Source organism: Kineosporia sp. NBRC 101677 (assembly GCF_030269265.1).
GTDB classification, from domain to species: domain Bacteria; phylum Actinomycetota; class Actinomycetes; order Actinomycetales; family Kineosporiaceae; genus Kineosporia; species Kineosporia rhizophila.
Genome location: NZ_BSTA01000003.1, coordinates 692,744 through 715,736 on the forward strand (window position 1 = coordinate 692,744; position 22,993 = coordinate 715,736).

A 22,993-nucleotide genomic window follows, 5' to 3' on the forward strand; every position below is an offset into this window, starting at 1 on the left:
AAGGTCTCGCCTGGTCCCGGCTCCGGCCGACAGCAGACGGGGTGCAGAAGCCGCCCACGTTGTGCCGGTGCGGCTCGAGAGACGGTTGACTGATGGTTGTCGGATGGGGGCTTCTGGCCACCGCGCTGTTGTTGTGCACGGCTCCCGTGCGCAGCAGTCGGGCGCGGCGGGAGGACTTCCAGCGCTGGCTCACGGCCGGCGCCGCCACGATCGTCGTCTCGGTCCTGCTCGCCTGTGTCCTCACCGGCCTGGTGGACTCCCGCCGGGCCGCGCTGGTGCTCTCGGTGGGCACCGGGCTGGCCTGCGGACTGCTGTACCAGGCGATGATCTCCTGGCTGCTGGCCCGCACCGGGATGCGGGCCAGCACCGAGAACGCCAACACGGCCGGCGCCCTGCTGGTGCTGATGGCGATCGGCAACCTTGTCCACGACCACCCCGCGGGGCCCTCGTCGCTGGCGTTCTGGCAGTTGCAGGCCGACATGTTCGCCGGCGGAACGGCCGTGACCGCCCTGGGCACGGCTCTGTGGATCGCCGTGCTGGCCCGTCTGGGCCGCGAGCGGCGGATGCGGCTCACGGTCTGGACCCTGACCTTCCTCAGCACCGTGAGCACCGTCAATCTGCTCTCGTCCGGCTTCGATCCGGTGCGGGCCGCGCCGGCCTGGCTGCTGGCCGCGGCCCTGCTCCTGATCGCCGCCCGGATGAAGGCCCCCGCCTGCTCGGCCGAGCCGGCCGTACCGCTGACCCGCTCCTCGATCTTCGGCTCGCTGATCGTGCTCTTCGCCGGAACCCTCACCCTGGCCGCGCAGATCGTGGTGGGCGGCGACGCCGGAGTGGCCGTGATCGTCCTCGTGGTCGGTGGCACCCTGCTGGCCGGGCAGCGCATGGTCGCGATGGTCGGCGAACTGACCGACCTCACCCGATCCCGCCACCAGGCCCTGACCGACGAGCTCACCGGCATCGCCAACCGGCGTTCGCTGCTGGCCGCGGTGGACGAGGCGGTCGAGCAGGGCGGCGCGGTGGCGCTGATGATCATCGACCTGGACCGGTTCAAGGAGGTGAACGACCGCTACGGGCACGCCACCGGCGACCAGGTCCTGCGGCACGCCACCCAGACCTTCGAACGCCGCCTGCCGCCGGAGGCGCTACTGGCCCGACTCGGAGGCGACGAGTTCGCGGTGCTCGTACCCGACACCCACCTGACCCCGGCCGTCGAGGTGGCCGAGCAGCTGCTCGCCGCGCTGACCCCGCTGCAGGACGACGGGCGACTGCTGGAGGTGGGCGCCAGCATCGGGGTGGCCCGCCTGGAGCCGGGCCTGATGAGCGGCGGAGAACTGCTGCGGCGGGCCGACGTGGCGATGTACCAGGCCAAGGTCTCGGGCCTGGGCGTGCGCGCCTACGACCGCGGGCTCGACGCCGCCGCCCGCGAGCGCCGCGAACTCCTGGAAGACCTGGGCGTGGCCCTGCGCGGCCCCGCCGACAACGGGCAGATCGTGCTGCACTTCCAGCCCCAGATGGACGTCTGGACGGGAGCGGTCGTCGGGGTCGAGGCCCTGGTGCGCTGGCAGCACCCCCGGCTCGGCCTGCTGTCACCGGACCGGTTCCTGGACATCGTCGAGAACAACGACCTCATGCCCGCCCTGACCGGCCGGGTGATGCGGATGGCGGTCGAGCACGGCCGTCACTGGCAGCAGGACGGCCGCCAGCTACGGATCTCGGTCAACCTCTCGGCCAGCTGCCTGACCGAGCCGGCCCTGCTGCCCACCGTCGACGAGATCCTCCTGGCCGGTCACGTCCGCCCCCAGGACCTGCTGATCGAGGTCACGGAGACCTCGCTGATGACCAACCGCGAGGACGCCCTGGCCGCCCTGCAGGCGATCAGCGCCCGCGGGGTGGGCCTGAGCATCGACGACTACGGCACCGGCTACTCCTCACTGAGCTACATGAACATCCTGCCCGCCACCGAACTCAAGATCGACCGCTCCTTCACCCGCAGGGTGGTCGAGGACGAGCGCACAGCGGCAATCGTCGCCGGCACCGCCGAACTGGCCCACCGCCTGGGCATGCGGCTGGTGGCCGAGGGTACGGAGGACGAGGCCGCACTGCGCCGGGTCCGGGAACTGGGCTGCGACATCAGCCAGGGCTACCTCCACAGCCGCCCCCTCCCACCAGAGGCCTTCGGCCAGTGGCTGACCGACCAGTCCAACCTCACCCAGGCCGCCGCCTACCCCAACGCAATAGCCCAGTAGCACGCTCGCACCAGCCACCAGCCACCAGCCACCAGCCACCAGCCACGAGCACCAGCGACGAGCACCCAGCCGCCAGCACCAGCCACCAGCACCAGCCACCAGCACCAGCACCAGCGACGAGCACCAGCGACAAGCCACGAGCCACGAGCCGAGCCACGAGCCGAGCCACGAGCTATCAGCCGACAAAACCGCCGACGTCGAAGCAGTCGCGACTCCCATGCTGCCCATTACGTTCTGCACCGAGGGTAATCCTGGGTGATCGCAGCCAAGACAACGGGAAGGCTTTGCGAGGGCGGTACGATCCGTAATGTGCAGTGGGGGATGTTTTATGGATCGTCCAGCCCAGCGCTAATGCTTGGCCCTTGCGATCCCGTGACCGGCACGATGAGCTTGCTCCGGCCCCGATCGGAGGTCTATCCGGGGTTCCGGGCGGCCGGGTCCTGGGCACTGCGCTTCGAGGCGTTCGATCACGTGCAGATCTGGGCCGTGGAGCGGGGCGAGTGCTGGCTGGAGTTCGAGGACGACCACGGGATCGCGCTCCTGAACGAGGGCGATGTCTTCCTGCTGGTCAACCCTCCGGCGTATCGGCTGTCCAGTTCTCTGACCGTGGAATCACTGCCGACGCAGGCTGTGTGGGAGAGCGCAGCGAACGGCCAGGTGTGTATCGGGTCCGAGGCGGATGTGGATTTCGGCCTGTTCGGTGGGCAGATCCGGTTCGACGAGGCCAATGCCGCAGTGCTGACCAACGTGCTGCCCCGACTGGTACACGTCCGGGCCGACGACGGGCGCAATGAGCAACTCGCCCAAGTGGCCGAGCTGTTCAGCACCGAAGTGAAGAACTGCAGCGTCGGTAGCCCTTTCCTGCTGGATCACTTGGTGCAGGTCCTCTTCGTGCACATGCTGCGCGCCCACGTCGGCCAGACCGAACATCCCCTCGGCTGGCTCGGAGCGCTCTGCGACGACGGCGTCGGTGCGGCCCTGCGCGCCCTGCACGGTGACGTGTCGCACCGCTGGTCCCTTCAGGAGCTGGCCGCCGTTGCCGGGATGTCCCGCTCCACGTTCGCGTCTGCTTTCAGGAAGCAGCTCGGCACAACGCCTTTGGATTACCTGATCCAGTGGCGCATGAACCTGGCCCGCGACGCCCTACGCCGCAACACCCACTCCATCTCCGAACTCGCCGTCGCCACCGGCTACGAGTCCGAGAGCGCCTTCAGTACGGCTTTCCGGCGGGTGGTCGGCTCCTCACCCAAGCAGTACCGCGATGCCGCGTCCCGCCGGGAACCCGCCGGCTCACGGGCGGCCGGTTCAGGATGAACAGCCGCCGCTGTTCGACAGTCTCGGCGGTCTCGGCCGTCGGCGGTCTCGGCCGTCGGCGGTCTCGGCCGTCGGCGGTCTCGGCCGTCGGCAGTCTCGGCCGTCGGCAGTCTCGGCCGTCTCGGTGGCCGGCCGTCTCGGTGGCAGGCAGTCTCGGCGTCTCCGTGGCCGGCAGTCTCGGCGGCCGGCAGTCATCGGTCATTGGTCGGCTGTCGGCTGTCGGGGACAACCGCTCGGCGGTCAGCTCAGGCTGAGCAGCCGCAGCCGCTCGGCGGACACGTCGTCGGCCGGGGAGATGAAGTTGACTCGCTGCCCGGCGCCGTCGGGCACCCGCAGGCTCTCGTCGTTCAGGGTAAGCCGGCCTACCACCGGGTGGTCGAGCACGTGGACGCCGGCGGCGCACTCGGCCACCGGGTGCCGGGCCCAGATCCGGACGAAGTCCGGGCTCTTGATACTGAGTTCGCCGATGATCGCCGCCAGGGCCGGGTCGTCCGGGTGCTCGCCGGTGGCCGTGCGCAGGTAGGAGGCCAACTCGGTGGCCGCGCGCTCCCAGTCCACGTGCAGGTCGCGCATCGCCGGGTCGAGGAACATCCGCAGCACGCCGTTGGTGCGCCGGTCCGGGCGGAGGCCAAAAAGGGCGTTCCAGAGCCGGTTGCCGCCCAGATTGTCGAGGTGGCGGCCGATGATGCCGACCGCCTGCTCGGTGTTGGCCTCGACCATCGCCCGCAACGAGTCGCGCACCGTCTCGGGGCCGGTCTCGGAATCCGGGTCGCGGCGGGTGAACTGGGAGGGCCAGGCCAGCCGCTCCAGGTGCCGGCGCTCCCCCTCGGCCAGGCGCAGGGCCCGGGCCAGGGCGTCCAGGACGGAGTCGGACATCTGGTGGCTCTCGCCCTGTTCCAGCCGCGTGTAGTAGTTCACGCTCACCCCGGCGAGCATGGCCACCTCCTCGCGGCGCAGCCCCGGCACCCGCCGAGGCGTGCCGTAGGTAGGCACACCCGTCTCTTCCGGGCTCAGGGATGCCCGCCGGGTACGCAGAAAGTCGCCGAGGTCGTTCCTGAGTTCCGCCACCCGACCAGTATCGGCCGCCCCGCGGGCCCCAGCCATCCTCAGCCATCCCCTGCTGTTGGTACCCACCGGCTGGTGAGGTACCACCCCTGGTCGAAGGCGCAGGCTCGTCACCGCACCCAGCAGGGCCAGCACAGCACGGCGCCGCACGGCCCGGCGCCGACGAGACCAGAGAAGAGCTGATCGAAGTGACCGACAAGAAGATCATTGCCGTGGTGGGGGCGACCGGGGCGCAGGGTGGGGGCCTGGCGCGGGCCGTCCTGGAGGCACCGGACGGGCCGTTCGTCCTTCGGGCGATCACCCGCAACCCCTCCTCGGCCAAGGCCCGGGCCCTGGCCGACGCGGGGGCCGAGGTGGTCATGGCCGACCTCGGTGACGAGGCGAGCCTGCGGGCGGCCTTCGAGGGGGCCTATGGTGCGTTCGTCGTGACCAACTACTGGGATCCGGACGTCGCTCCCGGCCAGTCCCGCTCCAAGCTCGAACTGGCGCAGGCCGCGAACGCGGCCCGGGCCGCCCGCGAGGCGGGGCTGAAGCACGTGGTCTGGTCGACCCTCGAGGACACCCGTCCCTATTTCCGGCACCTGGGGACCGACGTGCCGATACTCGAAGACGGTTACACGGTGCCCCACTTCGACGCCAAGGCCGAGGCGAACGCGTACTTCAACGAACAGGGCGTGCCCACCACGTTCCTGGAGACCACCTTCTTCTACGAGGCCTTCCTGTCTGGGCAGGGGCCGCAGCGCGGGCCGGACGGCCGGCTGGTGCTTGCGTTGGCCATGGACGAGGCCGCGCTGTCCGCGGTGGCCGCCGAGGACATCGGCCGCACCGCGTACGGCATCTTCGCCGCCGGCCAGCGCTACGTCGGCCGGACGGTCGGCCTGGCCGGCACCCACGCCACCGGTGCCGAGATCGCCGGGCTGCTGGCCAAGGTGATGGGTGAACCGGTGGACTACCGGCCGCTGGCCTTCGACCAGTTGCGCGCAGCCGGTTTTCCCGCTGCGGAGGAACTGGGCAACATGTTCCAGTTCTACGCCGAGGCGTCCGAGTCGTTCGTCGCGCACCGCGACCTGGAGCACCTGCGCACGCTCAACCCCCGGCTGCAGTCGCTGGAGGACTGGCTGCTGGCCCATCAGGAGGAACTCAGGGCCACGCTCTGACCTGGCCCCCGACCTGGCCCGTACGCCACAGCACGGGCCGCATGATCGGTTCGCGCAGCAGAGCCGGCGGCACCAGGGTGTCGGTCATGGTCAAGCCAACGGATTCCACGGACAGCACCGACCCCATCGACCCCACCGACACTGACGGGCAGGTGATCGACCCGGACAGCGACCCGGGCAACCTCAACCCGCGCGACACCCGGGACGAGGAGGCCTACGAGGGCGATCCCGACGGGGACCCGGGCAACCTCAATCCCCGCGACACCGGCGCCTGAGCGCTACCGCACGAAACGGCGATACAGGAACAGCCCTACGACGACCACGACGATCAGGATCAGAAGCATGCGCATGGGGGCACCCAACGTAGAAGGCTGACGTCCGACCATCGTCACGGGCGGCCCGTCCTTCGGCAAGACGGGCAGCCCGTGGCCGGATCGCGCGCCGATCAGTGCATGGGGGTGAAACCGGTGCGGTCGGCGTCGGTCACCGGCCGCAACACCCGGGCCGGGTTGCCGGCCACGATCGTCCGGGAGGGGACGTCCTTGGTCACCACCGCGGCGGCGGCCACCACGGCCCCGTCCCCGACGGTGACTCCGGGCAGAATCGTTGCGCCGCCGCCGATCCAGACCTCGTTCCCGATCGTGATCGGCCGCGCTGTGCACGCGCCCGCCCGCCGCTCGGCCGGGTCGAGGGCATGGTTGGAGGTGTAGAGACCGACCTTGGGGCCGAGCAGGACGTGGTCGCCGATCCGGATCGGGGCGCCGTCGAGCATCACGCAGTCGAAGTTGGCGAAGAAGTTCTGCCCGAGGTGGATGTTCCGGCCGAACTCGCAGCGGAACACCGGCTCGAAGTTCGCTCCCTCACCGACCGAGCCCACCACCGAACGCAACAGTTCCTCGCGCTCGGCGGGCAAACGTCCATAAGAATCGTTGTAGGCACTGGTCGCCCTCACCGCCTCGATCCGGGCCTGGATCAGCTCGGGGGTGAGGTCGTCGTAGACGGCGCCGGTGGCCATGTGGGCGAACTGCTGCTCCAGGTTCACGAGCGGTCATCCTAGGTGAAAGTCGAACTCTCCTCGGCCCCGGAATCGGCCACCTGGGAAGTCTCTTCGCTGCGCCGGGGCCACGGGATGCGGGCCACCGCCGGAAGCTCACCCCGGCCGTCCGCGACCACCCGATTACGACCGTCGGCCTTCGCCCGGTAGAGCGCCTCGTCCGCCCGCTGGACCACGGCCGCAGGTCTCTCACCAGCCTCGGCGCAGGCCACTCCCGCGCTGATCGTCATCACGTCGTAGGGGTCGTTGCCGGGGTGGGCCAGCCGCTCCTGTTCCAGCACCTGACGCAGCCGGTCCACCACGGCGTGCGCCTGAGTCACGTCCACCCCGCGCAACAACAGCAGCAGCTCTTCGCCGCCGTAACGGTAGATCCGGTCCTGCCCCCGGCTGTTGCCGTCCAGCAGCAGCGCCAGCGACTTCAGGGCCAGGTCACCGGCCTGGTGCCCGAGGCGGTCGTTGTAGACCTTGAACCGGTCCAGGTCGAACAGCGCCACCGCGTACGTCTCCTCCCCCGCCTCGGACCGTTCGAAGGCCTCGCGCAGGTCGTCCTCCATCTGCAGCCGGTTCGCGATGCCCATCAGGGGGTCGGTGCGCGAGTCGTGCCGCAGCTCGCTGTTGGCCCGGCGCAGCACCGCTTCCCGGATGCCCAGCAACCCACCCACGATCGCGACACCACCGCTGAGCATGGCCAGGCGCAGGTCGCCGCTGGTGCCGATGAACAGCACCACGGCCAGCATCAGCAGCGAGGCGGTGGGCAGCACGACGCCCCGGTTACGCACCCCGCCCAGGTCGGCCCGGGCCTGTACGGGACGGACCGCCCAGCTGCCGACCCCGATCATCAGCATGCCCACGGCCCAGAACGCGTCGAGAACGCTCTCGCCCGCGACATAGGTGTTGTCCAGCAACGGCGGGGCCCAGGCGATGAAGGCGGCGGCCTCCACCATCAGCCCGAGCATGAGCGCCCCCAGGCCCCAGTTGTGGCGCAGCCGCAGCGAACCAGAAACAACCGCCTGCAGCATCACCGCCGCGGTGGCGACGTAGATGATGGGATACGCCAGGGCCGCCGCGACGGCCGGAGGGGCGGAGGTCGAGGCCTCGATGTCGCGCCAGAACAGCACCGGCAGGAGCACGGCGATCGCGGTCCACAGCGGCGCCAGCTCGAGCCAGGAGAGATCACGCCGCCGGGTCCGGCCATGCCCCAGGCGGGTGATGCCCACCGCGGAGACGACCCCGGCGCTCAGCCAGCTGATGTCCGAGACGCTCGGCGAGGGCGGGTACGCGCCGGCCAGCGCGTCCTCGGAGTAGATCGTCACCGCCGCCAGCCAGAGCACGGCTCCGGCCAGCAGCAGTCGCCAGCCCTCACGATCAGAGGGACTGGTGGCGGCCGTGCACGCCAGCGCGGCGCCCGCCACCGCCACGATCCCCGAGGTCACCCAGTAGCCGCAGGTCACCCACACGTCCAGCCGCCCGGAGACCCAGACGTCAGCCGCCAGGAGGGCCACGCTCAGCAACAGGCACAGAACGAGGGCGGCCGAAATCGCACGCCGCCCCCGCGTGCTGTGCCCACGTGCCCCTGCGCTCACCCGCGCCCCCTCAGGCCGGCCGACTCCTGCCACAAGATCGGCGATCATCGCCCGCCCCTTGAGCCACTTGCCCGGCTCGGGGGGTTCTCACTTCTCCAGCCGGCGGGTACCGGCCAGGGCAGCCACCAGGGTCAGCCCCGCGCAGGTGGCCAGCACGGCCGAAAGCGCCACCCACGGGACGGTGAACGGCTGCTGGGCCACGTCGGCCGCGGTGGCACTGCGGATGGTCCAGCCCACCACCACGGTGATGGTGGCGCCGGCCAGCAGCGCTGCCGATCCGATCAGCCCTGCCTCCCAGATCACCATCCGGCGCAGCTGCGCCCGGGTGGCCCCGAGCAGCCCGGCCAGGCGGGTCTGCGCGCGACGCTGGGAGGCGCCCATCAGCACCGAGTTCACGATGGCGATCGCGGCGTACAGCCCGGCCGGGCCGAGCAGCACCCACAACGCCAGGTTGTTGTTGGCCCGGACCTCGGCGTCGAGTTCGGCCAGGTAGGCGTCGGAGGTGAGCACCCGGGCACCGGTGCCGGACAGCTCTGCGGACAGGTCGTGATCGCCCGGGTCGACGAACCACACTGCGGGCTCCACGTCGCGCTGGCGCGGCGGGACCAGGTCCTTGCCGATCATCACGTCGCTGTAGAGGCCGGGAGCCTCCTGCACCACCGCGACCACCCGGCCGCCGAGCAGCCGGTCTCCCAGGCCGATCCCGGCGTCGGCCGACCAGCCGTCGGTGACCACCACCGCCTTGTCCACCCTCTTCAGCGACCCCTTCAGCACCGGCAGACTCCGCGCCGCGGCGGTGGTTTCCGGGTCGATGACGTCGATCGGCTCCGGTTCACGTTCGAGCCCGACCGGCAGAACGACGGTGACCCGGGGATCGACCAGGGGCAGACCGTCCAATCGGGTGGAGATATCCTCTCCGGCAGCATTTTCCACAACGTACGGGGTGTTGAGCTGCTCGCCGTCCAACGCCGTCGTCCAGTCGGCGGTGAAGCTGAGGGTGACGATCAGCGAACCTGCGACGGCGGAGATGGCCAGGATCGGGGCGGCGATCGCGACGGGCGTGCGCACGGCGGTGCGGACGTGGTCGCGGGCCAGCCGGGCCGAGACGTCGCGTTCGGCGAATGGGCGGCCCAGCAGACCACTCAGAGCCGGAAACACCCACCCGCCGAAGCAGTACAGCCCCAGTACGATGATTTCGGGCAAGAGGACGCCCGCCACCAGCGCGAAGATCGGGTTCAGTTGGTGGGCGGCCAGCAGGGCGGCGGCCGAGCCGCCCAGGCAGGCCGTGCCGATCAGCAACTGCCAGACGGTGGGACGGCGCCGCTCGACCCCGGCCTCCTGAAAAACCGCCACCGGCGAAACCTTTGCGGCTCGGCGGGAGGAACGCCAGGCTCCCAGGAGAGCAACCGTCATCGCACACGGCACGGCGATCGCCCAGGGCTGCCAGAGAGCGGGCATCACCAGATCGACGGTCAGTACACCGCGCCACTTCAGCAGGGCCAGGAAGGCCGGGGTGGCGATCGATCCGAGCAGACCACCGAGAACCGCTGCGAGCAGGGCCACCACCGTCGACTCCCCCAGCACCATCAGCCGGACCTGCCGGGGAGTGGCCCCCACCAGGCGCAGCAGTCCGAGCTGGCGCTGACGGGTGGCCACCACGAAGCCGAAGGTGCTGCCCACCACGAACACGGCCATGAAGAGCGCCACCGCGGCCATGATCCCGAACAGCGTGGAGAGACCCGAGATCTGCTCCCGTTCGTCCGCTCTCAACTCCGCGAGCTGCGCCGTTCCCTCCACCGCGGATCCGACGGTCACCGCGACGACCAGCAGGGCCACACCGAAGGTGAGTGCCACCAGCGCTCCGACGTACGGGGGCCAGGACCGGCGAACCGTCTGCCGGCTGAGCGTCAGCATGGTCATCATCGCTCCAGCTCGCTCATCGTGGCGGCGATCTGGGTGGCGTCCGCGCGGTCGAGACGGCCGACCACCCGGCCGTCCCCGAGGAACAGCGTGGAATGGGCGTAGGAGGCCGCGAGCGGATCGTGGGTCACCATCACCACGGTCTGGCCCCGGGTGTCCGACGCCTCGCGGAGCAGCTCCAGCACCCGCCGGCCCGAGGCCCGGTCGAGCGCGCCGGTCGGCTCGTCGGCGAAAAGCACGTCGGGCCGCAGATGCAGGGCCCGGGCGATGGCCACCCGCTGCTGCTGGCCACCGGACAGCTCCGGCGGCCGGTGCCGGGCCTTCTCCTCCAGCCCGACCTCGCGCAGGGCCTCCAGCACGGCGCCCTTGTCCACCCGGCGCCCGGCCAGCCGGGCCGGCAGGGCGACGTTCTCGGTCGCGGTGAGCGCGTCGAGCAGGTTGTAGGCCTGGAAGACGAAGGCCATCGAGGTACGCCGCAGCTTGGTCAGCTGGGTCTGGCTGAGCCGGCCGATCGGCACCTCGCCGATCCTGACCTCGCCCTGGGTGGGCCGGTCCAGCCCGGCCGCGATCTGCAGCAGGGTGGACTTGCCGGAGCCGGAGGGCCCCATCACCGCGGTGAAGGTGCCGCGCAGGAACGTGTGGGTCACCCCGCGCAGGGCGTCTACTTGTCCGGCCCGGGACCGGTAGGTGCGGGAGATGCCGTCGAGGGTGACGGCGACCGGGGGCAACGGAGCCGGCTGGTTCACCGGGCTGGTGATCGGGATCGTCATGGTTCGATCCCACCGCTCGCGGCGGGCGTTTTCAGTGGCCCGCACGCGAGAACGGGGTAGCGCCGACGCTACCCCGCACCAATCGTCCAACCTCTATTCTCGGGATCATGACTGACGCGGGAACGGCGCTCCGCCGCCACCCTGCGCGCTTTCTCGGCTCGTCCTGGCCGTGGCGCTCGATCGCCTACCTGGCCACCACCGTGGTCGCCGGCCTCGCGGTCTGGCCCCTGCTGGTGGTTTCGGCGCTGCTCGGCGGGGTGCCGGCCACGCTGGCCGGGGCGGTGGAACGCAGCCGCCTGCGGCTGGTGCAGCAGCGTCCGCCCGAGCCGATCGGGCTGCGGGCCCGGCTGCGCGCGCGGCAGCGGATGCCGGTCGACTGGCTGGAGATCGCCTACCTGCTCCTGCTCGGCACCGTGCTGTGGCTGGTCAACACCGTCGCACTGCTGTTCGCAATCATCACCCCGGCAGCCATGCTGGCCGCACCCTGGCTCGCCACCCGGGAGCAGATACAGGTCATCGGCTGGCAGGTCAGTTCCGGGGGCGAGGCCTGGCTGGCCTCCGGGCTGGGTGTGCTGCTCGCGGCCGCGGCGGCCTACCTGCTCACCCTCCTCGCCGCCGGTCAGTCACGGCTGGCCCGGGCCCTGCTCGACTCCCGGGCCGGCGACCTGGCCGCGACCGTGGCCGACCTGCGGCGTTCCCGGGTGGACCTGGTCGACGCCTTCGAGACCGAACGGCGGCGGATCGAACGGGATCTGCACGACGGCGTCCAGCAGCGGCTGGTCGCGCTGACCATGACGCTGGGCCGGGCCGAGCTCGACGTGCCCGAGGGCCCGGGCCTGGAGGCGCTGCACGACGCCCAGCGTCAGGCCGAGGCCGCTCTCGCCGACCTGCGCAGCACGATCCGCGGTATCCACCCCCGGGTGCTGGTCGACCACGGTCTGGCCGCAGCCGTGCACGAGATCGCCGACCGCTCGCCGGTTCCGGCCACCGTCGACGTCCGGCTCGAGGGACGGCTGCCCCCACCGGTCGAGCAGGCGGCCTACTTCGTGGTCAGCGAGGCCCTGACCAACGTGGCCCGGCACTCCCGGGCCCGCCGGGTCGGGGTGCACGCCTGGCGGCAGGGCCAGACCTTCGTGCTGACGGTGGAGGACGACGGGGTGGGAGGAGCCACCGCCTCCGGCCCCGGCACCGGGCTGGCCGGGCTGCGGGTCCGGCTCGACGCCCTGGGTGGCACGCTGCGAGTGACCAGCCCGCCCGGCGGCCCTACGGAAGTGAGGATGGAATGCCCGGTCTGAGGATCGTGCTCGCCGAGGACGCGGCTCTGCTGCGCGAGGGCCTGGTCGGCATCCTCGAGCGCACCGGCCACGAGGTCGTCGCGGCCGTCGAGAACGCCGAGGCTCTGCTCGCTTTCACCGCCCGGCACCAGCCCGACCTGGTGATCACCGATATCCGGATGCCGCCCACGCACACCGACGAGGGCCTGCGCGCCGCCGGCCGGATCCGCGCCGAGCACCCCGGCATCGCGATCCTGGTGCTCTCGGCCTACGTGGCCGAGGCCTACGTGCCCGAACTGCTCGACGCCACCGCCGGGCGGGGCGCGGCCGGGGTCGGCTACCTGCTGAAAGACAGGGTGGGCCACGTCCGGGAGTTCCTCGCCGCCCTCGAGCGGGTGGCCGCCGGCGAGACGGTGGTCGACCCCGAGGTGGTGCGGCAACTCCTCGGCCGCCGCCGCGACGACGGCCCCCTCGCCTCCCTCACCGAACGCGAGCGCGAGGTCCTGGGCCTGATGGCCGAGGGCCGGACCAACGCCTCGATCGCCCAGGCGCTGGTGGTCAGCGAGGCCGCCGTGCGCAAACACGTCGGCGGCATCTTCGCCAAGCTGTCTTTCGACCCGGCCTCCGACCGCCGGGTCTCGGCCGTGCTGGCGTATCTGCGAGGCTGATCCCTTCTGAAACCGCTCAGGGCAGACCGGAGCGGATCAGTGAGTCGACAACGAAGTCGACGTGATGTGCGGTTCCCAGTTCATTCCAGCGGGAGGCGCCACCCGGTCCGTCGAAATGGCTTCTGGGATCGGCGATGCACTGGTCGGCCGGGCCGAGGTCGGAGCAGAACTCCGGATGGTCACCGATCTCCTGGCAGATGTCGAAGAACTGCCCATTCCGCCGGGGGTCGCCCTTCTGCCGGCCCCGGAGAACCAGCCAGCTCCCCGTCGTGGTGTACCGCAGCTGAGGCGACGGCCTCACCCACGGTGGCCGAGGCGGCCTGGGGCCGGGATGGCTGATGGCGTAGTCGCCGTAGACGGGCAGCCGACCCGGCTGCGTGGACTTCAGGCATTCCCAGACGGCCGCGTCCGCTCGCGGAAGCCGGGTCAGTGACCAGGACCGGACCCGGCCCAGATCGGCCGGAAAGGCACCGGCCACCAGAACGAGACGGCGGTAGCTGTCCAGGCCCACCAGCCCGCCCAGGGCGCGACTCAGACGACTGCCGGCCGAGTGCGCATCGGCGTCGGTGGCCACGTAGGCGAGGTCGATGATCAGATCTACCTCGTCGGGCCGGGCGCCGACATCGCCCAGAAGGGCGCGCAGGCGGCCGGACACTGCCCCGCCGCGGGTGTCCAGGTCGTCCAGGTCGGCGCGAGTGAGCATGATCCGGACGGCCAGTCCGTTGCCCTGCTCGGAGAGGGCCTGAGCCGCATCGGCCCGGACCGCAGCGTGCGCGTCGAGTCTGATGACCGGGACCATGACCCGGAACAGACCGCGGGCCTCCTGTACCAGAGCCCGTAACGCGGTCCGGCCGCCGGTCTCTCGGACCGAGAGATGGGCACCGTCCACCATCACCGGCTTCGGCCAGCATTGGTCGAGTTTCGCGAACCAGCGCATCAGCCCGCCCGGCTCGTGCAACCGGTATCCCTGGTCCGGCATGACTTCCAGGAGCGGGTAGCTACGTCTGCGCGCCTGCTGACTCATCCGGGCCAGGGCTGCGAGCTCACCTGCGTGCGCCTTCAGGACAGGAACGTAGACGGGTGGCGCCGGCCGGGCGCCCGGCGGGTCCTCGTCCAGGTCGAAAAATTCCACGCCACCTCCGGTGTCGGCACCGCACGACTTCCAGTGGGCGCCGAGGACGGGGTCGCGTCCAGCCCCTGTGCGACATCAAGACCGTGGTCGGCAACGATCCGTCTGTCAGGCTGAGGGCATGGAGGTGAACCGGGCAGCGGCGCGTGTGCAGATCGGGCTGATCGCCGTGGTCCAGGTGCTGGCCCTGGCGGTCTGGTTCTCCGCCACCGCTGTCGCCCCCACCCTGCGCGGTGAGTGGGGTCTGAGTTCGGCGGAGGCGGTGTGGCTGACCGCGACCGTGCAGATCGGGTTCGCGGTGGGCGCGGTGCTTTCCAGCGGGTTGGGCCTGGCCGACCGGTTCCCGCCCCAACTGCTTATGGCGGGCTCGGCGGTGGGGGCCGGGGCCTGCACGGCTCTGCTGGCGCTGACTGCGGACGGGCTGGCGCAGGCGGTGCCGTTGCGGGCGCTCACCGGGGTGTTCCTGGCCGGGGTGTATCCGGTGGGGATGAAGCTGACCGCCTCGTGGACGGCTCCAGCCGACCGGGGGCGGGCGTTCGGCATCCTGATCGGGGCACTCACCCTGGGCTCGGCCCTGCCCCAGGTCATTCTGGGCACCGCCACCCTGCCCTGGCGGGGCGTGATGCTGACTGCCGCGGCTCTGGCGCTGGTGGCGTCCGTAGTTGCCGCTCTGGCCGTGAAGCCGGGCCCGCTGTTGGCCGGCGGTTCCAGGCCGCAACTGCGGCATGTTTTCGACGGCTTCCGCCGGCCCCTGCCTCGTCTGGCCAATCTCGGCTACTTCGGGCACATGTGGGAGCTGTATGCGCTCTGGACGTGGCTGCCGACCTTCGTCCTGGCCAGTCAGGCCGCCCACGCCGGGCGGGAAACCCTGGGCTCGGTGCGCGATGTGGGCCTCACCTCGTTCGCGGCCATCGGCCTGGCCGGGGTGGTGGGCTGTCTGCTGGGCGGCTGGGCCTCGGACCGGTTCGGGCGGGCCACCGCGGCCGGTGCGGCTCTGGCGGTCAGTGGTCTGTGCTGTGTGCTCTCGCCCTTGGCCTTCGGGCGCTCACCGGCTCTGCTGCTGGTGTTCGTCTGTGTGTGGGGCGCTGCGGTGATTGCTGATTCGGGGGTCTTTTCCACTGCCCTGAGCGAGACGGCCGACCAGCGCTATGTCGGCACCTCGCTGACGGTGCAGACGGCCTGCGGCTTCTCGCTCACCGTGGTGACGATCCAGCTGGTGCCGGTGCTCGCCTCGGCCGTGGGCTGGCAGTACGCGCTGGCCGGGCTCGGCCTCGGTCCGCTCGTCGGGGTGGTGGCCATGGCCCGGTTCGGTCGGCTGCAGCAACCGAGCCGCTGACCCTGCGGCTCCGGCGCTCAGGACCCGACCCGGCGGCCCGCTTCCAGACGCACCACCAGATCGGCGGTCTCGATGGCCTCGTCGTCATGGGTGACGCAGGCCACCGCCGCCCCGCGGGCGGCCTCCTGCGCAAGCATGGCCCGGGTGCGGGCCCGGCTGGCGGCGTCGAGCCCGGCCGCGGGCTCGTCGAGCAGGAAGATGCGGGCCTGGCGGGCGATGCCCTGGGCCAGCAGCGCGCGCTGACGCTGCCCTCCGGAGAGGGCCGAGAAGGGCCGATCGGCGAGATCATTCAGGTGCACGCGGTGCAGGGCCTCCTCGACCCGGCCCCGCCGCTGCACCTGGCCCGGCCGCAGAGCCCGCGGTGTGCGTGTGTGCCAGGTGCCCATCGTGACCACCTCTCGCACGGTGAGCGGCAGCGCCTCGGGAGCGGCCGGGCGCTGCACCACCAGCGCCACCTGATCTGCGCGTTCGACCGAGCCTGAGCCGGGCCGGAGCACCCCGGCGAGGATCTCGACCAGCGTGGACTTGCCGGCCCCGTTGGGACCGGCGATCGCGGTGAGCACCCCCCAGGGCAGGTCGAGGTCGACACCTCGCAGGACCGGGGTGTCGTCGTAGGAGAAGTGCAGGCTGCGCGCGCGGACGGCGGGGTCGGTGGTCATCTCCCTCACTCTAACCGAGATTGAGAACGGTTATCATTCGTGTGTAGTGTGCGGATCGTGCACTGGTTGACCGATCCGTTCAGCGTGGGCTTCGTCCTGCGGGCCCTTCTGGGGGGCTCCCTCGTCGCAGTGATCTGCGGCGTGGTGGGCACCTGGGTGGTGATCCGCGGGATGGCCTTCCTGGGCGAGGCGGTCGGCCACGGCATGCTGCCCGGGGTGGCCCTGGCCACCGTGGCCGGGGCGCCGGTGATGCTGGGCGGCGCGATCAGCGCGATCACCATGAGCGCGCTGATCGGGGTGCTGCAACGGCGCGGCCGGCTCTCGTACGACACCAGCATCGGGCTGCTGTTCGTGGGCATGCTCTCGCTGGGCGTGATCATCGTCTCGCACTCACGCTCGTTCGCCACCGACGCCACCGCCATGCTGTTCGGCGACATCCTGGCCATCGACCAGGGCGACCTGATGGTCCTCCTGGTCTCCACCGCCCTCACCCTGGCGATCGCGACCGGCTTCCACCGCAGCTTCGTCGCGGCCGCCTTCGACCCCCGTATCGCCCAGACCCTGGGCCTGCGCCCCCAGCTGGCCCAGCTGGCCCTGGTCGGGCTCGTCACCCTCGCCGTGGTCTCCTCGTTCCAGGCCGTCGGCAGCCTCCTGGTGGTGGGCCTGCTCCTGGCCCCCGCCGTGGCCGCCGGCCCCTGGACCAGAACGATCCCCACTCGCATGGTCCTGGCCACCGCCTTCGGCGTCCTCGCCGTGGCCACCGGCCTGCTCTGCTCCTGGTACGCCGGCACCGCCGCCGGCGCCTCCATCGCCGCCGCGGCCATCGCCTTCGCCCCGATCTCCGGCGTCCTCGCCCAGCTCAGCCGCCGGCGCCGCCCGGCACCCGTCGCCGAGCCGGCGGCCCCCGCCGCCTTCGCTCTCGACTCCCCCTCCGGAAAGTGAACATGCACCGCCGAACTCGACCAGCACTGCTAGCCGTCCTGACCATCCTGGCTCTGGCCGCCTGCTCCAACGAAACTCCCCCCACACCCACACCCACACCCGAATCGAGTGAAGGGCACGGCACCGTCGCCGGCGCCGCCGAGGTGGCCGAACCGCAACTGCATCTCGTTGCGGTCGACGCCGAGGGCAAGAGCGCGATGCTCGATCTGCTCAACGGCACCGAAACCCCCCTCGACACCGTCGGCGCGGCCGAAACGGTCACCACCGAGGGCCGATACGTCTTCGCCGCCGACGAGTCCGGAATCAGCATCATCGACAGCGGCGTCTGGACGTGGGACCACGTGGACCACTTCCACTACTACCGAGCCGAACCACGCACCATCGGGAAGCTTTCCGGCCAGGGCGTGGCCACCGTCTCAACCGGCCCGCTCTCCACCGCCGGCACCACCGGTGTCTTCTTCCCCGACTCCGGCGAAGCCGTCCTCCTCGACAACAAGGCGCTCTCCGAGGGAAAGATCAGCAAATCCCTTCGTCTGAAGACCACCCCGCACGCCGGGCTCATCGCCCCACTCCCCGCGGGCGCACTGGTCAGCGAAGAGGCCACCCGACTGAACCTGATCGACCTCGAGGGCAAGAAGCTCGACTCGGTCGACTGCGAGAACCCGTCGGGCACCATCACCACTCGGGTGGGCCTGGTCGTGGGCTGCGCCGACGGCGCCGTCCTGGCCACCACCGAAGGCGAGAACACCGAACTGCAGCACATCCCCTACCCGTCCGGAGCAGCGGCTCCCGCCACCTCTTTCGAAGCCCGTAAGGGCCGCCCCACCGTGGCCGGGATCGGCGACGGTAAGGGGATCTGGTTGCTCGACACCCGTGAGAGCAGTTGGCAGTGGCTGAAGACCACCACCCCCGTGGTCGCCGCCGCTGCCGTGGATGACGCAGACCAGCACGTGGTGGCCGTGGGAGAGGACGGCACCGTGCAGGTGTACGACGCGGAGTCGGGTAAGCAGCTCGCCGTCACCGAGCCACTGCTGGCGAAGACCCTGGCCGACCCGGCCCTGTCCGGCAGCGTGCGGGTCACGGTCGACGGGCAGCGCGCCTACGTGAACGCCGCCGCCGGCGGTGTCGTGCACGAGATCGACTACGCCGACTCGGCCAGAGTTGCGCGATCCCTCGAACTTCCCGCCCAGCCGGTTCATCTCGTGGAGGTCGGCCGATGAGGCGCGGCGCACTGCTCACCCTGGCCCTGGCCTTCGCCCTGAGCGGGTGTTCCCAGGCCTCGGGCAGCGACCGGCCCCAGGTGGTGGTCACCACGAACATCCTCGGCGACGTGGTCGAGCAGGTGCTCGGCGACCAGGCCGAGGTGACCACCCTGATGCAGCCGAACGCCGACCCGCACTCGTTCGAGATCTCCGCCCGGCAGGCCGCCGAGATGGACCGGGCCGACCTGGTCGTCTCCAACGGCCTGGGCCTGGAAGAGGGCCTGCAGCAGCATCTCGACCGGGCGGCCGAGGCCGGCGCCCCCACCCTGGTGGCCGGAGACGTGATCGAGGTGGTCCCCTACGCCTCCGGGGAGGCGGCCGGCGCGCCCGACCCGCACTTCTGGACCGATCCGGCCACGATGACCGCCGTGGTCGACGCCCTGGAGTCGTCGGCCGCCGAGATCGACGGTATCGACTCCGAGAAGCTGGCCGCCTCGGCCGAGGCCTACCGCGCCGAACTGGCCGCGCTCGACGCGGAGATGACCGAGGCGTTCGCCGCGATCCCCGCCCAGAGGCGCGCCCTCGTCACCAATCACCATGTCTTCGGTTACCTGGCCGAGCGTTTCGGCTTCCGCCTGATCGGGGCGGTGATTCCGGGCGGCACCACCCTGGCCGCCCCCAGTGCGGCCGACCTACGCGATCTGAGCAGCGCGATCGAACAGGCCGCGGTGCCCACCATCTTCGCCGAGTCCTCCCAGCCCGACCGGCTGGTGCAGGTTCTCGCCAGCGAGGCGAAGGTCCAGGTCGACGTGGTCGAGCTGTTCACCGAGTCGCTGACCGCTCCCGGCGAGGGCGCCGACAGCTACCTGCAGATGATGCGCGCCAACACCCAGCGCATCGCCGACGGCCTGAACCCCTGATTTTCAAGCAGTTCCGACAGAAAGAAGATTCACGATGACTGCGCCCCGCAAACTGCGTCTCGGCGGCCTGGCCGCCCTGGTCGGCCTCACCCTGATCGCCACCGGCTGCGGCTCGGACGACTCGTCCGTCTCCGCCGCCGCGGAGACCTCACCGGCAAAGACCACGGGCACCGAAAAGGGACGGGTGGCCGTCTCGTACGAGGGTGGCATCGCCGTTCTCGACGCGACGTCGCTCGAGATCGTCGAGCAGTTCGAGACCGAGGAGTTCACCCGGCTGAACGCCGCCGGTGACGGCAAGCACGTCTTCGTCACCACCTCCAAGGGTTTCCAGCTGCTCGACACCGTCACCCCGGCGCTGACCGGCCTGACCTCCGAGGCCACCACGGCCGGCCACGTGGTGCGCCACGCCGGCAACACGGTGCTGTTCGACGACGGCACCGGCAAGACGTCGATCCTGAAGACCGACGAACTGGCCGCGGCCACCGACGCGTTGCCCGAGGCGCAGACCTACACAGCCGAGAAGCCGCACCACGGCGTCTCGATCGTGTTGGAAGACGGCACCCTGGTCACCACCGTCGGCGACGAGACCACGCGCACCGGCGCCGTCGCTCTCGAGGCCGACGGCGAGAACTGGAAAGAACTGGCCACCAGCGCCGAGTGCCCAGGCATCCACGGCGAGGGCACCGCGGCCGACGAGGCCGTGATCTTCGGCTGCGAGAACGGCGCCCTGCTGTTCCAGGACGGCAAGTTCGAGAAGTTCACCGCCCCCGACGAGTTCGGCCGGATGGGCAACGCCTTCGTCTCCGAGACCAGCCCGGTCGTGGTCGGCGACTACAAGGACGACCCGGACGCCGAGGGCTACCTGCTGAACTCGGTGGCGCTGATCGACACCGAGAAGCGCGACTACAAGGTCGTCGAGCTCCCGGAGAACGTGCAGTACACCTTCCGCGACGTGGCGCGCGGCCCGGGCGATCTGGCCTACATCCTGTCCACCGACGGCTCGATCCACGTGCTCGACCCGGAGACCGGCAAGATCGAGAAGGAGTTCCCGGTCGTCGACGCCTGGGAGGGCCCGGTGGAGTGGCAGGACGCGCACCCGGCGATCATCGCCAACGGTGACGTCGCCTACGTCACCGAGCCGGCCAAGAAGACGGTGCACGCGGTCGACCTGAACACCGGCGAGACCACCGCCTCGGTCACGCTGGAGGGCACCCCGAACGAGATCGCCGCCACCCTCGGCGCACACTGATCCGAGCCGAGAGGCCGCACCGCCCCTCGGGCGGTGCGGCCTCTCGGTCACAGACCCACGGACTGTGCCGCCGCATCGACCGCGGCCCGCTGGTGCGGCTGCAGGGCCTGCCCGCCGAACCCGCCGACCAGCTGAAGATAGGGGTCGGCGAGAGTGGTCCGGCCGGAGAGCTGCTCAAGGATGGCCAACCCGCAGAACGGCACGTAACCCGCCGCGTAGCCACCCTCGTGGACCATCGCGATCCGCCCTTCGCACAGCTGCTCCGCCACCTGCATGAGGGTGCTGGTCAGCTGACGGAAGCCAGCCGACGAGAGCATCTGACGGGCCAGTGGATCCATGGCGTTGGCGTCCAGACCGGAGGCCACCACGATGAGTTCGGGCCCGAACCGCTGCAGCGCGGGCATCACCGCCCGTTCCATGGCGTAGGCGTACCCGCCGTCTCCGGTGCCGGCCGGCAGCGGGACGTTGAGGATGCCCTCGGCGTTCTCGGCCAGGGATCCGCTGCCGGGCGGGAACACGTTGTCCTGGTGAAGCGAGATGGTCAGCACGTCGGGGTCGGCCGCGAACATGTGCTGAGCCCCGTTACCGTGGTGGGCGTCCCAGTCCACCACGGCGATCCGCGAGACCGCCCGGGTGCGCCTGACCTCGGTGATCGCGATCGCGATGTTGTTCAGATAGGCCATGCCCATCCCGGCGCCGGGCAGCGCGTGGTGACCCGAAGGCCGCACCAGCGCATACCCGTTCGTGACCCGCCCGGTGACCACCGCGTCCACTGTCGTGATCGCTGCCCCGGCCGCGCGCAGGAGGATGTCGAAGCCGCCCTTGCCCAGCGGCGAGATGCCGTCTCCGGCGTCGCCACCCGTGCCCGCACTGGCCGAGCGCAACCGCTCGAGGTAGGCCGGCTCGTGCACCCGCTCCACCTGAGCGAGGTCTGCGGGTTCGGAGGGCAGCCGGTGCAGATGGTCCACCAGGCCCGACACGACGATCAGCTCGTGGATGCGGCGTTTGGTGTCCGGCGAGTCGAGGTGCCCGAACGGCTGCAGGCCGGCTCCGGGGTCGGAGGGCAGCAGGGGTGCCGCGGTTCCGGTGTCGTGCCAGGCGAAGGCCTCGTGGTACAGGTACCCCGTGGTCATGCGTACGAACCTCCCAGAGGACGGCGCGGACAGGTAGCGCTCAGGACGGGTCGTCCTGGAACACGTCCGGCACGCCGTCCTGGTTCACGTCCACCCTCTCCTGTTCCGCCAGGCGGCGGTAGGTGCGGTTACGCAGCCGCAGCACCACCGCGGCGAGACCGGCGGCGATCAGCGAACCGGTGAGCACCCCGACCTTCACGTGCTCGTCCCGCACCGAACCGGCCCCGAACGCCAGCTCCCCGATCAGCAGCGACACGGTGAACCCGATGCCGCCCAGCAGGCACATCCCGAACACGTCCCACCAGGACAGGCTCTGGTCCAGTTCGGCCCGGGTGAACCGGGAGACGAGCGCGGTCGCGGCCAGGATGCCGACCGCCTTGCCCACGACCAGGCCGACGATGATGCCCAGGGCCACCCGGTCCTGCAGTGAGGTGGCCAGCCCGTCGAGCCCGCCCACGGTGACGCCGGCCGAGAAGAACGCGAACATCGGCACCGCGAACCCGGCCGAGAGCGGGCGCCACCGGTGCTCGAAGTGCTCGGCCAGCCCCGGCCCGGCCTCCGGGCCACCCTCGGCCGGCGACCGCAGCACCGGCACGGTGAAGCCGAGCAGCACCCCGGCGACCGTGGCGTGGATACCCGAGGCGTGCATCAGGGCCCAGGCCAGCACGGCCAGCGGGACCAGCAGCCAGCCGGAGCGCACACGCCGCTGCACCAGGGCCCCGAACACCGCAATCGCCCCGACGGAACCCAGCAGCGGCAGAACGGACAGGCCGCTGGTGTAGAAGAGCGCGATGACCACGATCGCCAGCAGGTCGTCGACCACCGCCAGGGTGAGCAGGAACGTCCTGAGCGCGGCCGGAAGATGGGTGCCGAGCACGGCCAGGACGGCCACCGCGAAGGCGATGTCGGTGGCGGTCGGGATGGCCCAGCCCTGCAGCGCACCGTCTCCGGTACCCAGATTGATCGCCACGAAGATCAGGGCCGGCACCACCATGCCCCCGACCGCGGCCACCACCGGCACCAGCGCCCGGCGCGGGTCCCGCAGGTCCCCGGCCACGAACTCCCGTTTGAGTTCCAGGCCGGCCAGGAAGAAGAAGATCGCCAGCAGACCGTCGGCGGCCCACTGGCCGAGGGAGAGGTCCAGGTGCAGGGCGTGCGGCCCGACCACCGTGTCGCGCAGCCCGGTGTAGGCCGCCGACCACGGAGAATTGGCCCAGACCAGGGCAATCACGGTGGCCACGAGCAGGAGGGCGCCGCCCACCGTCTCTTTGCGCAGCACCTGGGTGACGCGCTGGGTCTCGGGCCAGGAGCCCCGGCTGAACAGGCGGCGGGGCGGGACCGGAGAGCTGGTGTTCACGGGGATCTTCTTTCT

General features: G+C 71.0%; 20 protein-coding genes. 11 read left to right on the plus strand and 9 right to left on the minus strand.

Translation table 11 applies throughout. The features are described from left to right. The first annotated feature begins 92 nt into the window (after positions 1–92). A complete protein-coding gene (locus QSK18_RS12060; RefSeq protein WP_285618830.1) occupies positions 93–2,246 on the plus strand; it encodes a putative bifunctional diguanylate cyclase/phosphodiesterase in 2,154 nt (717 codons plus the stop codon). A gap of 255 nt (positions 2,247–2,501) precedes the next feature. Further along, entirely contained in the window at positions 2,502–3,560 is a 1,059-nt protein-coding gene (locus QSK18_RS12065) for an AraC family transcriptional regulator (RefSeq protein WP_285618832.1), read from the plus strand. A 240-nt stretch (positions 3,561–3,800) separates the two neighbouring features. Here QSK18_RS12065 and QSK18_RS12070 read toward each other — a convergent pair whose 3' ends face one another. Then, positions 3,801–4,628 (minus strand): helix-turn-helix domain-containing protein, encoded by an 828-nt coding sequence (locus tag QSK18_RS12070; protein WP_232810915.1) that lies wholly within the window; start codon positions 4,626–4,628, stop codon positions 3,801–3,803. Positions 4,629–4,813: 185 nt separating this feature from the next. Between QSK18_RS12070 and QSK18_RS12075 the strand changes: the two genes are divergently transcribed. Together QSK18_RS12075 and QSK18_RS12080 are read left to right on the plus strand one after the other, a co-directional pair. Further along, complete coding sequence (locus QSK18_RS12075; protein WP_285618834.1) at positions 4,814–5,782, plus strand: NmrA/HSCARG family protein; 969 nt, start codon at positions 4,814–4,816, stop codon at positions 5,780–5,782. Positions 5,783–5,868: 86 nt separating this feature from the next. Continuing rightward, entirely contained in the window at positions 5,869–6,057 is a 189-nt protein-coding gene (locus tag QSK18_RS12080) for a hypothetical protein (RefSeq protein WP_285618836.1), read from the plus strand. A gap of 170 nt (positions 6,058–6,227) precedes the next feature. Here QSK18_RS12080 and QSK18_RS12085 read toward each other — a convergent pair whose 3' ends face one another. The 4 genes from QSK18_RS12085 to QSK18_RS12100 all read right to left on the minus strand — a co-directional run bounded on the left by QSK18_RS12085 (position 6,228) and on the right by QSK18_RS12100 (position 11,109). Beyond that, entirely contained in the window at positions 6,228–6,824 is a 597-nt protein-coding gene (locus QSK18_RS12085) for a sugar O-acetyltransferase (protein ID WP_285618838.1), read from the minus strand. Between the two features lie 11 nt (positions 6,825–6,835). Beyond that, positions 6,836–8,419, minus strand: a complete 1,584-nt coding sequence (locus QSK18_RS12090; RefSeq protein ID WP_285618840.1) for a GGDEF domain-containing protein — start codon at positions 8,417–8,419, stop codon at positions 6,836–6,838. Positions 8,420–8,506: 87 nt separating this feature from the next. After that, the gene (locus QSK18_RS12095) at positions 8,507–10,339 is read right to left on the minus strand and encodes an FtsX-like permease family protein (RefSeq protein WP_285618842.1); all 1,833 of its coding nucleotides are present in this window, start codon (positions 10,337–10,339) and stop codon (positions 8,507–8,509) included. Next, positions 10,339–11,109 carry an ABC transporter ATP-binding protein gene (locus QSK18_RS12100; protein WP_285618844.1) on the minus strand — a complete coding sequence of 257 codons (771 nt, stop codon included), beginning with the start codon at positions 11,107–11,109 and terminating at the stop codon, positions 10,339–10,341. Before QSK18_RS12100 ends, QSK18_RS12095 begins: the two co-directional genes overlap by 1 nt. A 107-nt stretch (positions 11,110–11,216) precedes the next feature. On the opposite strand from QSK18_RS12100, the gene QSK18_RS12105 reads away from it, so the two are divergent. Beyond that, positions 11,217–12,404, plus strand: a complete 1,188-nt coding sequence (locus QSK18_RS12105) for a sensor histidine kinase (RefSeq protein ID WP_285618846.1) — start codon at positions 11,217–11,219, stop codon at positions 12,402–12,404. Further along, positions 12,392–13,051 carry a response regulator gene (locus QSK18_RS12110; RefSeq protein WP_269810069.1) on the plus strand — a complete coding sequence of 220 codons (660 nt, stop codon included), beginning with the start codon at positions 12,392–12,394 and terminating at the stop codon, positions 13,049–13,051. The genes QSK18_RS12105 and QSK18_RS12110 overlap by 13 nt, the downstream gene beginning before the upstream one ends. Positions 13,052–13,067: 16 nt before the next feature. On the opposite strand, the gene QSK18_RS12115 is transcribed toward QSK18_RS12110, so the two are convergent. Continuing rightward, positions 13,068–14,183, minus strand: a complete 1,116-nt coding sequence (locus tag QSK18_RS12115; RefSeq protein WP_285618850.1) for a beta family protein — start codon at positions 14,181–14,183, stop codon at positions 13,068–13,070. A 118-nt stretch (positions 14,184–14,301) separates the two neighbouring features. Between QSK18_RS12115 and QSK18_RS12120 the strand changes: the two genes are divergently transcribed. Further along, on the plus strand, positions 14,302–15,516 hold the full coding sequence (locus QSK18_RS12120; protein ID WP_285618852.1) for an MFS transporter: 1,215 nt from the start codon (positions 14,302–14,304) through the stop codon (positions 15,514–15,516). Positions 15,517–15,533: 17 nt separating this feature from the next. Here QSK18_RS12120 and aztA read toward each other — a convergent pair whose 3' ends face one another. After that, positions 15,534–16,175, minus strand: a complete 642-nt coding sequence (gene aztA, locus QSK18_RS12125; RefSeq protein ID WP_232810898.1) for a zinc ABC transporter ATP-binding protein AztA — start codon at positions 16,173–16,175, stop codon at positions 15,534–15,536. Between the two features lie 57 nt (positions 16,176–16,232). Here aztA and aztB point away from each other — a divergent pair, with 57 nt between their 5' ends. The 4 genes from aztB to aztD are packed head-to-tail and all read left to right on the plus strand — an operon-like array spanning position 16,233 to position 20,488. Next, on the plus strand, positions 16,233–17,117 hold the full coding sequence (gene aztB, locus QSK18_RS12130) for a zinc ABC transporter permease AztB (protein ID WP_232810896.1): 885 nt from the start codon (positions 16,233–16,235) through the stop codon (positions 17,115–17,117). Between the two features lie 2 nt (positions 17,118–17,119). Next, the gene (locus QSK18_RS12135) at positions 17,120–18,337 is read left to right on the plus strand and encodes a YncE family protein (protein ID WP_285618857.1); all 1,218 of its coding nucleotides are present in this window, start codon (positions 17,120–17,122) and stop codon (positions 18,335–18,337) included. Then, positions 18,334–19,239: a zinc ABC transporter substrate-binding protein AztC gene (gene aztC, locus QSK18_RS12140; protein WP_285618859.1), complete on the plus strand. Its 906-nt coding sequence runs from the start codon at positions 18,334–18,336 to the stop codon at positions 19,237–19,239. The genes QSK18_RS12135 and aztC overlap by 4 nt, the downstream gene beginning before the upstream one ends. Before the next feature lie 34 nt (positions 19,240–19,273). Next, positions 19,274–20,488, plus strand: coding sequence for a zinc metallochaperone AztD (gene aztD, locus QSK18_RS12145; protein WP_232810891.1), 1,215 nt, complete (start codon positions 19,274–19,276; stop codon positions 20,486–20,488). Between the two features lie 47 nt (positions 20,489–20,535). On the opposite strand, the gene QSK18_RS12150 is transcribed toward aztD, so the two are convergent. Next, a complete protein-coding gene (locus tag QSK18_RS12150) occupies positions 20,536–21,621 on the minus strand; it encodes a histone deacetylase-like amidohydrolase (protein ID WP_232810889.1) in 1,086 nt (361 codons plus the stop codon). 40 nt (positions 21,622–21,661) lie between these two features. Then, positions 21,662–22,978, minus strand: coding sequence for a Na+/H+ antiporter NhaA (gene nhaA / locus QSK18_RS12155; RefSeq protein ID WP_232810888.1), 1,317 nt, complete (start codon positions 22,976–22,978; stop codon positions 21,662–21,664). Between the last annotated feature and the right edge of the window lie 15 nt (positions 22,979–22,993).

Bases quoted from the DNA above. Each gene is read 5' to 3' on its own strand.
- QSK18_RS12060 (WP_285618830.1), top strand. From the start codon at position 93: ATGGTTGTCGGATGGGGGCTTCTGGCCACCGCGCTGTTGTTGTGCACG.
- QSK18_RS12080 (WP_285618836.1), top strand. From the start codon at position 5,869: ATGGTCAAGCCAACGGATTCCACGGACAGCACCGACCCCATCGACCCC.
- QSK18_RS12095 (WP_285618842.1), bottom strand. From the start codon at position 10,339: ATGACCATGCTGACGCTCAGCCGGCAGACGGTTCGCCGGTCCTGGCCC.
- QSK18_RS12100 (WP_285618844.1), bottom strand. From the start codon at position 11,109: ATGACGATCCCGATCACCAGCCCGGTGAACCAGCCGGCTCCGTTGCCC.
- QSK18_RS12105 (WP_285618846.1), top strand. From the start codon at position 11,217: ATGACTGACGCGGGAACGGCGCTCCGCCGCCACCCTGCGCGCTTTCTC.
- QSK18_RS12110 (WP_269810069.1), top strand. From the start codon at position 12,392: ATGCCCGGTCTGAGGATCGTGCTCGCCGAGGACGCGGCTCTGCTGCGC.
- QSK18_RS12120 (WP_285618852.1), top strand. From the start codon at position 14,302: ATGGAGGTGAACCGGGCAGCGGCGCGTGTGCAGATCGGGCTGATCGCC.
- aztA (WP_232810898.1), bottom strand. From the start codon at position 16,175: ATGACCACCGACCCCGCCGTCCGCGCGCGCAGCCTGCACTTCTCCTAC.
- QSK18_RS12135 (WP_285618857.1), top strand. From the start codon at position 17,120: ATGCACCGCCGAACTCGACCAGCACTGCTAGCCGTCCTGACCATCCTG.
- aztC (WP_285618859.1), top strand. From the start codon at position 18,334: ATGAGGCGCGGCGCACTGCTCACCCTGGCCCTGGCCTTCGCCCTGAGC.
- aztD (WP_232810891.1), top strand. From the start codon at position 19,274: ATGACTGCGCCCCGCAAACTGCGTCTCGGCGGCCTGGCCGCCCTGGTC.
- QSK18_RS12150 (WP_232810889.1), bottom strand. From the start codon at position 21,621: ATGACCACGGGGTACCTGTACCACGAGGCCTTCGCCTGGCACGACACC.